This window comes from Bariatricus sp. SGI.154, assembly GCF_050313795.1.
Lineage (GTDB): Bacteria > Bacillota > Clostridia > Lachnospirales > Lachnospiraceae > CAMBRQ01.
Genome location: NZ_JBNPMC010000042.1, coordinates 19,628 through 30,530, shown reverse-complemented (window position 1 = coordinate 30,530; position 10,903 = coordinate 19,628). Strand labels below are relative to the sequence as shown.

Annotated in this window: 11 protein-coding genes and 1 other annotated feature (1 of these 12 only partly in view); all 11 genes read right to left on the bottom strand. The window is 45.2% G+C overall.

What is annotated here, in order from left to right:
- The coding region (locus ACQRBN_RS14995; RefSeq protein ID WP_427739837.1) for a stage V sporulation protein AB at positions 1-400 on the bottom strand (400 nt) is incomplete at its 3' end.
- The gene (locus tag ACQRBN_RS14990; RefSeq protein ID WP_427739835.1) at positions 360-1,034 is read right to left on the bottom strand and encodes a stage V sporulation protein AA; all 675 of its coding nucleotides are present in this window, start codon (positions 1,032-1,034) and stop codon (positions 360-362) included. The genes ACQRBN_RS14995 and ACQRBN_RS14990, both read right to left, overlap by 41 nt.
- 2 nt (positions 1,035-1,036) lie before the next feature.
- Entirely contained in the window at positions 1,037-1,258 is a 222-nt protein-coding gene (locus ACQRBN_RS14985) for a hypothetical protein (protein ID WP_427739834.1), read from the bottom strand.
- Positions 1,259-1,330: 72 nt separating this feature from the next.
- Complete coding sequence (locus tag ACQRBN_RS14980) at positions 1,331-2,044, bottom strand: SigF/SigG family RNA polymerase sporulation sigma factor (RefSeq protein ID WP_427739833.1); 714 nt, start codon at positions 2,042-2,044, stop codon at positions 1,331-1,333.
- Positions 2,023-2,478, bottom strand: a complete 456-nt coding sequence (gene spoIIAB, locus ACQRBN_RS14975) for an anti-sigma F factor (RefSeq protein WP_427739832.1) — start codon at positions 2,476-2,478, stop codon at positions 2,023-2,025. Before spoIIAB ends, ACQRBN_RS14980 begins: the two co-directional genes overlap by 22 nt.
- Complete coding sequence (locus tag ACQRBN_RS14970) at positions 2,479-2,790, bottom strand: STAS domain-containing protein (RefSeq protein ID WP_427739831.1); 312 nt, start codon at positions 2,788-2,790, stop codon at positions 2,479-2,481.
- A gap of 225 nt (positions 2,791-3,015) precedes the next feature.
- The gene (locus ACQRBN_RS14965) at positions 3,016-4,359 is read right to left on the bottom strand and encodes a tetratricopeptide repeat protein (protein WP_427739830.1); all 1,344 of its coding nucleotides are present in this window, start codon (positions 4,357-4,359) and stop codon (positions 3,016-3,018) included.
- 25 nt (positions 4,360-4,384) lie between these two features.
- Positions 4,385-4,519: a hypothetical protein gene (locus ACQRBN_RS14960; protein WP_427739829.1), complete on the bottom strand. Its 135-nt coding sequence runs from the start codon at positions 4,517-4,519 to the stop codon at positions 4,385-4,387.
- The gene (locus ACQRBN_RS14955) at positions 4,512-5,828 is read right to left on the bottom strand and encodes a bifunctional folylpolyglutamate synthase/dihydrofolate synthase (RefSeq protein WP_427739828.1); all 1,317 of its coding nucleotides are present in this window, start codon (positions 5,826-5,828) and stop codon (positions 4,512-4,514) included. Before ACQRBN_RS14955 ends, ACQRBN_RS14960 begins: the two co-directional genes overlap by 8 nt.
- Position 5,829: 1 nt before the next feature.
- Complete coding sequence (locus ACQRBN_RS14950; protein ID WP_427739827.1) at positions 5,830-8,034, bottom strand: LTA synthase family protein; 2,205 nt, start codon at positions 8,032-8,034, stop codon at positions 5,830-5,832.
- A gap of 53 nt (positions 8,035-8,087) precedes the next feature.
- Positions 8,088-10,745, bottom strand: a complete 2,658-nt coding sequence (locus tag ACQRBN_RS14945; RefSeq protein ID WP_427739826.1) for a valine--tRNA ligase — start codon at positions 10,743-10,745, stop codon at positions 8,088-8,090.
- A gap of 73 nt (positions 10,746-10,818) precedes the next feature.
- Positions 10,819-10,903: a binding site (T-box leader), on the bottom strand; it runs 178 nt beyond the window's last position.

The window sequence follows — 10,903 nt, the reverse complement described above, 5'->3', positions numbered from 1 at the left end:
AGAACACGAGTGCCCCGATTCCTTTCCCGATCGCCACTCCTAATATCAACCATTGTATCCCCCGCACCAATTTCACTCTGCGGATGAATATGGGAAAGACATTAAGCATCTCCGCAAGCGCCATCGCCCAGCATCCCACGAAAATTCCGCTAAACAGACCGAAAAAGGGAACAAGCCAGGTTCCATGTGGGATGGCGATATGATAGATAAAGATGATGTTCCCAATAATCCCTCCAAGTGCTACGCTGTCTTCATACAGAAGGATATGCTCGCCTGTATGAGTTCTGTCAGCAAAGTCGGAGATTACTCCAAGTCCGCTGATGAATGAGAACAGGCCACCTGCTACGATCATGCCTGCGCTAAGTCCGATGAGTGCCAGTAGAATTTGTGCTACCCACATCCAGTTCTTTCTCCTTTCTGGAATATGTTTCAATCAGAGTCGTCTGAATATCGTTCTCATACAGGCGCATCTCCACCTCCATCGGCGTTGGGTCTACCGACAATTTCTTCTTGCCGAAATGATTAAAGAACGTCAGGATTCCGATGACCAGTCCGATACAATAGGTTAATTCCAGTATGGTAAATCCATCGGATTTCTGCCCCGTCATCAATTCGTAGATCTGACCAAACATCTTAGTGGCATCAACATCATTGTTAAATGCCATAATAGAGAATGCGGCTCCTATAAAACTGATGACAACCACGCCAACCATCTTCGCCACATGCAAGGCTCCGCCCGCCGACTGCTGTTCCTCGTACGTCACAATAAAATCAGTCTCTCCCATATTCTCCACATTTATATTGGGATATTTTTCATGAATACACGCGATTACTTTTAATATGGAAACTGCGGTTCGATTCTGGTGTTTGTTATCTGTGTGATGGAATTTTAACAACTTCAGCGTATTTAACTTGGGAACTACAGATGGATTCGAGCATTCCATCTTCACTACATCCCCTAGCATAACCTCTGGTTTTGTCACCTCAACATCCCTATCCGCCTTAATATAGACCGTATCACCATTTGCTGCCATGCCTATCCCCTGCCTTCCAGTCCATCTTGAAGTTCATCCAGTATGCCGGCACATGTTAGCAGACCAGCCTCATCCGGCACTATCTTCTCATTCCTGACCAGTGTACCTTCACTTACACTGCCCTTCCCCTTTATATCGTTAAAATAATAGATTACGCCGAATATAATCGCCACTGCCACGACAAAAATCAGGCATACCCTGAGTTTTTTCCTTGCATCATCCATACTTTCCACCTTCTTTATTCCTTTTGCGGATTAGTATGGATGGTTTTCAGGAAAATATACATGGTATGCCTGCTATATTCGCTCTCGCAGATTTTTTAATATTTTCTTTTCCATCCTTGATACCTGAACCTGAGATATTCCAAGTTCTTCTCCCACCTGTGTCTGCGTCTGATTTGCAAAATACCGCAGGTAGATTAGCCTTCGCTCATCCTTATCCAGATAATTCAAAAGTTGTGTAAGAAGCATATGATTCAAGATCCTGTCTTCTTCCCCTTCCTTCTGAGGCAGCTTGTCCATCAGCCGAATCTCCTGACCTTCTTTTTGGTAAATTGGCTTATGCAGGGATTCAATGTCTCCACTGGCATCCAGCGCCATGGTCAGTTCTTCTCTGTCTACCCCCAGATGCTCTGCAATCTCTGTGATCGTCGGATCTCTTCCCCACTGCTCCTGAAGTTTCTCCTGGCAGAGATATGCCTTGTAAGCCAGTTCTTTTAGGGAACGGCTTACCTTGATCATACCATCATCTCTTAGAAAACGCTTGATCTCTCCTGAGATCATCGGCACGGCATACGTCGAGAACTTCACTTCATAAGACAGGTCGAACTTATCAATCGCTTTTAACAATCCGATATTCCCCACCTGGAATAAGTCCTCCGCCTCTACGCCCCGGTTATAGAATCGTTTCACAATACACCAGACAAGACCTGCATTTTCCTCTACCAATCGTGCTTTCGCTTCTTCATCCCCTTCGTGAGACTTCTGAATCAAAGCGATTGTGTGGTCCATAATCTACGTCCTTTTCCAATTGTTTTTTCCATCTTTACCGTTGTGCCCTCGCCCGGAGCGGATATCACTTCCAGGTGATCCATAAACGCCTCCATAAAAGAAAAACCCATTCCGGAACGATCCAGTTCCGGCTTCGTGGTAAAGAGCGGCTCCATAGCCTGACTGACATCTTCGATTCCTCTTCCCTCGTCCCGGATCTCAAGATAAAGCGTCTTTCCTTCCGTACGGCAGTGAATCCAGATGTTATGTACCTCATTCTCATATCCATGGATAATGGCATTGGTCACCGCCTCCGATACCGCCGTCTTCACATCCGACACTTCTTCTACCGTTGGATTCAGCGCCGTCATGAATGCCGCTACCGTTACCCGGGCAAATGACTCGTTAGATGAGCGGCTGTCAAAGATTAATTGCATCTCATTGGTATGTTCCATCTATTCTTCCTCCTCATATATCTGCATTATTTTGGTTACTCCTGACATGGTTAAGATCTTCTTCATTCTTTCATTCGCATGCACTGCACACACCCCTCCTCCCAGCATATAGATCCGCTTATAACGTCCCATAATCACGCCAATTCCTGAACTGTCCATAAAATTCGTGTCAGCAAAATCAAAGATCACATACCTGATATGGTTATGTTCTATCAGATGATCCGACTCCCTCCGAATCTCCTCTGCATTATGATGATCCAACTCATAAGGCAAAAACACAGTCAGACAATTCTCCTGTACCTGATATTTCATATTCTTCCTCCTTCTTCTTAATATTCTCTATCTTTTTTTAATAGAATGTGCAAAGCACATTCCCGCGCCGAGCACAGTCGCCTGCGACATTCTACCTCTTTGTGCGAGTGCGCATCCTCCCGGAGGGTTTTTGTATCATAGGGAACGAAGTTTCCTATGATACAAGAAAAGGATATGCAATCCTCTGCATATCCTTCTCTTTCGTAAATAACCTTATATGATGTTCTATTCTTCCTGCCCGCCCTCTCCATTCTGGGCATCCAATGCCTCCTGTGCTGCCTGCGCAGCCTCCGTATCCGGGTAAGCCTCTAATATCTTCTGATATTTCAGATTCGCCTGATCCTGCTCCCCACTCTTCTCATAAGACTGTGCCAGCAGAAGCATGGCTCCTCCGTCACTATATCCTTCATCCATCTTCATAACCTGCTCGAGATTACTGATCGCCGTCTCATAATTAGCAACCTCGTAATTCTTCTGGGATGTAGAGTACAGGTCCTCACACATTCTTGGGTACAACTCTGAAGTGATTCCATCAAAAGTCTCTCTTCCTACGGTTCCCAGTGAATCTGCATTTACCTGAAGCAACTGTTCCAGCATCGCCGAATCGCTCATGTCTTTTGCCTGATAGTGAGATGCAATGGACATTACGATCTCATAACTGCTCTGGGTTGACTCTGCCGTTGCCTGGGCATTCTGCGTCTCCTCACTGGTAGAGCGGTATTCTTCCAGTTCTTTCTTAAGCGCACTAATCTGCGCCGTCTGAGTAGCAATCTGATCGCTGAACTCTACCGTCTGCTTGTTCACTTTCTCCTGTCTTGTGGAATTAAGCGCCGGCATAATCAGGAACCACATAACAGCCACGCCTACCACAACACCCAATGCAATATTTACAACCGTATGCAACCCAGCATTATCTTTGTAACTGGAAGACACCGGCTGAATAATTGTCTCATTTCCGATATTATAAGTAACTGTGTGCTTCTCTTTCTTCTCATTCTCTTTTAATTTAGCCGTCCGCGCCTTGCGGATCTGGTTCAATTCATGCATATAGCGAAGCGTAATATCATCCGTCGTATCTAACTTATGAGCCGTACGGATGGACTGCCTTGCATTCCCATACTGCTCCGTATGCATATACAGAAGTGCCAGCAGCTGGTGTGCCTTCACATAATCAGGATGTGCCGCCACCGCCTTTTTCAATTGGATGATTGCAAGATCTTCGCCATTCTGATAGCAGTATCCCAGCGCCTGGTTATACCGCTTGATTGCCTGATTGATCATCTCCAGTTCTCCCGGAGTCTCCCGGATCTTCTGGATATAGTAATTGGCGATATTCTCATGAGATTGGAAATTCTTACTTAATACCCACTCTACAAGCGCCTCTACCACATCTCCTCGTCCATAATACACAAGTCCAAGCAGATTCCTGGCTGCAATATTCGCTCTATTATATTGTAAACTCTTCTTCAAAGACGTGATTGCGCCGGACAGATCCCGGATATTCGCTTTCTTCAATCCGTCATTATACCAGTACATGGACTGGTATGACAGTTTTGTTGTATAATCCATATACTACCCTCTTATGCCCCTTCATCTACTTAGTTTGTTCGATCATCTCTCGTAATATGTCTGTCATATCCGTGATGTCCTCCTGATAGACAGCATCTTCTATCTCTTCTACTTCCAGACTTGGCTGGAACTTCTTCAATTCTTCTTCAAAATTAAGCATGGTAACTGCCTCCTTCCAGTAGCTTTTTTACCATTCCCGCAAGGTACAGAGAACCGATACAATAGATCTCTCCATCTTCCCCGCACTCTGCCCGGGCTGCCTGAAGCGCATCTTCCAGATTCGCTTTACAGATAACCTTCGCATCCGTATATTTTTCAAATGCGCGTCCCAGATCCTGTACCGGAACCCGCCTCACATCTTCTATCTCTGTTACAATGTATGCATTTGCATTCAGGTTCCTGCACAGATATTCGATCATCCATTCATATTTCTTATCACTTACCGCCGAAAATACGATGACATATCTGCCACTTTCATCAGCCCCAAGCGCCTTCATGCTCTCTACAAATGCTTCGATTGCTCCAGGATTATGGGCGCCGTCTATCGTCAGATGTGGGGCAACCCTTTCCATTCTGCCTTCCCAGTGAAGGGACTTAAGAGCCTCCCTCCAGCGTTCTATATGAATCGTCTCATTTTCCAGAAGATATTCCGCTGCCTGGAGCGCAATCTCTGCGTTCATCGCCTGATAGCATCCGCAGATCGGCACTTGAAATATAACATCTTTATCATACGCATTCGCGTGTGAAAATGCAATATATTTCCAGTTAACTTCTCGGATTTCGAACGCATTTTTCGATATTTCTCTGCAGGGTGCCTCCAATTCCTGCGCCTTTTGACGAATTACCTCTGAGGCTTTCGGATTGCTTCCATCATAGAAAATCGGCACATTACGCTTGATAATTCCAGCCTTCTCACCAGCAATCTGCTCAATCGTATCTCCCAGGATATCCGTGTGATCCAGGCTGATGGAGGTAATGATCGTAAGCGCCGGATGCTCCACACTATTCGTCGCGTCCAGCCGTCCGCCAAGCCCTGTCTCCAATATAATATATTCCACATCCGTTTCAGAAAAAGCCTTCATTCCCATTCCAAACAGAAATTCAAAATACGAAGGATGCTCCACTCCTTCGTTTTCCATTTCCTCCACAACTTCCAACACCTGCCGGAACACATGAAAGAATGTCTCATTGTCAATCTGTTCGTTATCCACCCGTATCCGCTCATTCACAGATACAAGATGAGGGGAAGTGAAGAACCCCGTTCTCTTCCCCTCAGCCATCAAAATCGCCTTAAGATATGCACATACCGAACCTTTTCCATTGGTTCCTGCCACATGGATGATCTTCCGGTCGAATGCCGGATTCCCAAGCCGTCTTAGGAACTCTTTGGTGTGTTCCTGCCTATGCTTCTTGGTAAACTTGGGAATCTCCTCAATATAGGCTACTGCCTCTTCATATGTTGTTATCATTCTATTCTTCCTCATCTGCCTGCTCTACCCAGGATCTGGTCTTATCTGTCGCAGTTCCCTCCTGCAGGATCAGTTCGCCCTCCTGGTAGATATACTCATCTGATTTGCGGAAAATCGTATTGCTTGAGCCTACCTGGCTGACCACGATCACATCTCCATCCTTCAGTTCCGTCTCCGACAGATCAATTCTGGTATTATTAAGGAACGAACTCTTTTGCTTCTCACCATTGACATAGACCTTGCTTGACTTGGTAAAATTCTCTCCATACAGACTGTATCCATTCTTAAGGTGAGGCACAATATTCTTAAGCGTAACATCCCGGACACCCATTACCATGTGCCCTTCCGTAATCGGCTGGTCGCCTCCGTACACATACTGTCCGCCATAGAGGATGTCATACTGCAGAAGTTCTAAGTCCGCCAGATAGTTCTTCGTCTTTCGTCTCTCCTGATGATAATTAAACACCGTACCTGAGTGAATATCCAGACGATCCAGAACATCCGCCATAATCTGGTAAGAAGGAATATTACGGTCTTCTTTCTTAAGTCCGATATTATCCCAGATCACATAATTCGTATTATACAGGTAACGTCCTTTTAGATCCTCTGCCTTCAATCCCATCGTCGGAAGATGGTCGCCATAGAATACAACTACCGTCGGCTCTCCTCTCTCTTCCAATGTCTTCACCAGATTGCCGGCGAATTCGTCCATCTCGTAAACCTGATTCACATAATACTCCCATTTATTCCTCAGTGCTTCATCCTCGATTCCCTCTACCGTAATCCTCGGATTCTCAAGCACCTTCTCTTCCGGATAATCGCCATGCCCCTGTACACTGATCGTAAATACAAAATCCTGCTGCTCCGTGGTATCCATAGCATCCATAATATGCTGAATCAAAATATCATCCTTCGCCCATCCATTCTCCGTCAACTGAAGAATATTCATGAACTCTTTGCTTGTATAACTGTCAAATCCAGTATTGTTAAATACTCTTGCACGGCTGTAGAAATTACCGCCGTTATTATGAAGTGCGTGTGTTCCATATCCCAATGAACTAAGCGCTGTCGCCGCACTTTCACAGACCTGATTCTTTAACACCGTCTTATACGGATATTCTCCCGGTCCAAAGTAACGAAGATTCATACCCGTCAGCACCTCGAACTCTGTATTCGCCGTACCCGCTCCTACAGACGGCACCTTAAAATACCCGGAAGAATATTGTTCATACATCGCATGGAGATTCGGGCACGCATCCCCCGATGTAGTAAAGAACTCCGCCTCATCCACATCAAAATACGACTCTAACTGTACGAAGATGATGTTCGGCAGTTCTTCCTCAGAACGCCCTGTCTCATTCTTCGCCATCTCGCCATTGTTGGTAATCTCAGCAATTGTCTCCTTACTGTAGGTATTCGGTTCCGTAATTCCGGTGTTGAATACACTCGCCATAAAACAATACGGCAATCCATAATCTTCATATGCAAAAGCGATATTTCCAAAATAAGTGGATACGACTCTCTTTTCAACCGCCATATCCGAGACGAAACCATACAGCACAGCACAGATACCGATTCCGATCAAAGCCCACACACGGCGCACCTTGCCGGCATACTGTCCGCCACGCCTCCACATGGAGACTACCCAGATAATGACGGCTGCGATTCCAACACCCACAATAATCAGTTCAAAGCCATTAAAATAATTCGTAATCAGCGAAAGTCCTTCCTTTGCCGCCTTAAAGTCCTGTGCATTGAAAGGCGTCACACGCTTCATAAGCATATATCCATTGGCAACTCCAAGCGCCATCCACAAGACACTAATAATAATGCGGACAAATATCCTCCGTTTGAACAGATACACCACCGAAAACGTAATGAAGATCATAAACGCATTGTACAGGAACACCACTGGTGTCCCTGTCATATAATCCCACGCTTCAATTGCGGAATGCCTTGAGATTGCTTCAATCGCGAAGTTAATGATACATGCCAGAAGCGCATGGAACACCAGCGAGAACCGGTTCATGAACTGATATACCGGTTTCATCTTTCTGGCAAATGCGCTGTTACGGCGTTCTTCTATGATTCTCGCACGGCGCTCTCTCCTCGCCTTCCAATACGCTTTCACATCTTCTTTCTTCAGATTCTTCAGTTTGTGAACTGCCCCTTTCACATCAGGCTTCTTTACATGAATTTTCTTCATAATATCCCCTTACGCTGATCTGCTTATGACTGATTGATCTGTAACTACTATATTTATGCCTGCTTAGATTTCAGACCTTCCAACCGCTCCTGTACCTGAGCCATCATCTGTTTGTATGTCTCAAGTTTATCGCGCTCTTCCTGTACCTTTGCTGCAGGAGCCTTGCTTACGAACTTCTCATTGTTCAACATTCCATTCGCACGCGCGATCTCTTTTGCAAGACGGTTCTCTTCCTTGGTCAGACGCTCGATCTCCTGCTCAAAGTCTATCAACTCTTCCAACGGAACGTATACGGTTGCATCCGGTACAACGATGGATACTGCATCATCAGCAATTCCCGTCTTATCATTCTGGATCACGAATTCATTCGCTGCTGCCATCATCTTCGCAGAATCACTTAAGAATGCAAGCCCTGTACACAACTTCCGGTCTTCACATACGACATATACCGTTGCTTTTCTGGAGTTCGGTACATTCATCTCTGCTCGTACATTACGAACGCCACGGATGATTTCTTTATAATGCTCTACGATATTCTCTGCAACCGGGAAGTTCCACTTCTCATCATATGCCGGCCACTGGGACATCATCAGAGAATCCTCTTCCGGTACCAGTTTGCTGTAGATCTCTTCCGTTACAAATGGCATATATGGATGCAGCAGTTTCAAAGACTTCTTAAGTACTTCTCTTAATGTCCACAGCGCATCGTTAGCACTTGCAGCATCCTCATCTGCATGATAGATACGGTATTTTGCAAGTTCGATATACCAGTCGCAGAACTCATCCCACAAGAAATCATAGATCTTGGATAATGCAATACCAAGTTCGAACTTATCCATGTTCTCGGTTACATCTTTTACTACGCTATTACATTTGGATAAGATCCATCTGTCGCTTGGACGCGCTTCAAGATCTACAGGCTCTGTCAGTTCTTTATCTCCAAGGTTCATAAGGATGAAACGTGATGCATTCCATACCTTGTTGGCAAAATTACGGCTTGCTTCTACTCTTTCATTATAGAAACGCATATCATTACCTGGCGCATTACCGGTAATCAGCGTCATACGAAGCGCATCTGCACCATACTGGTCGATAATCTCCAGCGGATCAATACCATTTCCAAGTGACTTACTCATCTTACGTCCCAGAGAATCTCTTACAAGTCCGTGGATGAATACGGTATGGAACGGAGATTTTCCGGTATGTGCATATCCTGAGAATACCATACGGATTACCCAGAAGAAGATAATATCATATCCGGTTACCAGTACATCGGTCGGGTAGAAATAATCCAGATCTTCCGTCTTCTCTGGCCAGCCAAGCGTTGAGAATGGCCATAATGCAGAAGAGAACCAGGTATCCAGCGTATCCTCATCCTGTGTGAAATGTGTACATCCGCACTTCGGACATTTCTCCGGCATGCCTCTTGATACTACAACCTCGCCACACTCATCACAATAATATGCCGGGATTCTGTGTCCCCACCAGATCTGTCTGGAGATACACCAGTCACGGATATTCTCAAGCCAGTGCAGGTAGATCTTGTCGAATCTCTCAGGTACGAACTTCAGATCTCCATTCTTTACTGCCTCGATTGCCGGTTTCGCCAACTCTTCCATTCTTACGAACCACTGCTGTTTTACTAATGGCTCTACGGTTGTGTGGCATCTGTCATGAGTTCCTACATTATGAGAATGTGGAACTACTTTTACAAGATATCCCTGCTCTTCCAGATCTTTTACCATAATCTTTCTTGCTTCGTAACGCTCAAGACCAGCATATTTGCCGCCATTTGCATTGATCGTTGCATCATCATTCATGATGTTGATCTCTGGCAGGTTATGACGCTTTCCAACTTCGAAGTCGTTCGGGTCATGTGCAGGCGTGATCTTAACCGCGCCGGTTCCGAACTCTTTGTCTACATAGTAGTCTGCAACAATCGGAATCTCCCGGTTTACTAATGGCAGAATCGCCTTCTTGCCTACGATATCTTTATATCTCTCATCATCCGGATGTACAGCAATTGCCGTATCACCAAGCATCGTCTCCGGACGTGTAGTTGCAATCTCAAGATAATCATCCGTTCCTACGATTGGATACTTGATATGCCAGAAATGTCCTTCCTGTTCCTCATGCTCAACCTCTGCATCAGACAGAGAAGTCTTACATACCGGACACCAGTTGATGATTCTGGAGCCTCTGTAGATATATCCTTCTTCGTATAACTTGATAAATACTTCTTCTACTGCCTTAGAGCATCCTTCGTCCATCGTGAAACGCTCTCTGTCCCAGTCACAAGATACGCCTAACTTCTTAAGCTGTCCTTCGATCGTTCCTGCGTATTCTTCCTTCCACTGCCAAGTTCTCTCTAAGAACTTCTCACGACCTAATTCTTTCTTATCAATGCCCTCTTCCTTTAACTGATTGGTTACTTTCACCTCTGTGGAGATGGCAGCGTGGTCTGTTCCAGGCACCCACAGTGCGTTATAGCCCTGCATTCTCTTATAACGGATCAGGATATCCTGCAATGTATTATCTAATGCGTGACCCATGTGCAGCTTACCGGTAATATTCGGCGGCGGCATAACGGTTGTAAATGGTTTTCTGCTTCTGTCAACTTCGGCGTGGAAATACTTGTTCTCACACCATTTCTCATACAGTTTTGATTCAATCTCTTTTGGATTGTAGGTTGTCTCCAAGTTCTGGCTCATAGTTTTCCTCCTCATCGCAAATCACACTTTTTTCACATTTGAGGGTATAAAAAAGCACCCTCTACACTGTTCTGTAAAGGGCGAGTATATCGCGGTACCACCTTTATTCTATATATAGAAGCAATCTCTACATATCTCATCATATTCTTTAACGGGAA

What these genes read in the sequence shown, in the direction of transcription:
- ACQRBN_RS14990 (WP_427739835.1), bottom strand. Translation starts at nt 1,034, where the DNA reads ATGGCAGCAAATGGTGATACGGTCTATATTAAGGCGGATAGGGATGTT.
- ACQRBN_RS14985 (WP_427739834.1), bottom strand. Translation starts at nt 1,258, where the DNA reads ATGGATGATGCAAGGAAAAAACTCAGGGTATGCCTGATTTTTGTCGTG.
- ACQRBN_RS14960 (WP_427739829.1), bottom strand. Translation starts at nt 4,519, where the DNA reads ATGCTTAATTTTGAAGAAGAATTGAAGAAGTTCCAGCCAAGTCTGGAA.
- ACQRBN_RS14950 (WP_427739827.1), bottom strand. Translation starts at nt 8,034, where the DNA reads ATGAAGAAAATTCATGTAAAGAAGCCTGATGTGAAAGGGGCAGTTCAC.
- ACQRBN_RS14965 (WP_427739830.1), bottom strand. Translation starts at nt 4,359, where the DNA reads ATGGATTATACAACAAAACTGTCATACCAGTCCATGTACTGGTATAAT.
- ACQRBN_RS14945 (WP_427739826.1), bottom strand. Translation starts at nt 10,745, where the DNA reads ATGAGCCAGAACTTGGAGACAACCTACAATCCAAAAGAGATTGAATCA.
- ACQRBN_RS14970 (WP_427739831.1), bottom strand. Translation starts at nt 2,790, where the DNA reads ATGAAATATCAGGTACAGGAGAATTGTCTGACTGTGTTTTTGCCTTAT.
- ACQRBN_RS14955 (WP_427739828.1), bottom strand. Translation starts at nt 5,828, where the DNA reads ATGATAACAACATATGAAGAGGCAGTAGCCTATATTGAGGAGATTCCC.
- ACQRBN_RS14980 (WP_427739833.1), bottom strand. Translation starts at nt 2,044, where the DNA reads ATGGACCACACAATCGCTTTGATTCAGAAGTCTCACGAAGGGGATGAA.
- spoIIAB (WP_427739832.1), bottom strand. Translation starts at nt 2,478, where the DNA reads ATGGAACATACCAATGAGATGCAATTAATCTTTGACAGCCGCTCATCT.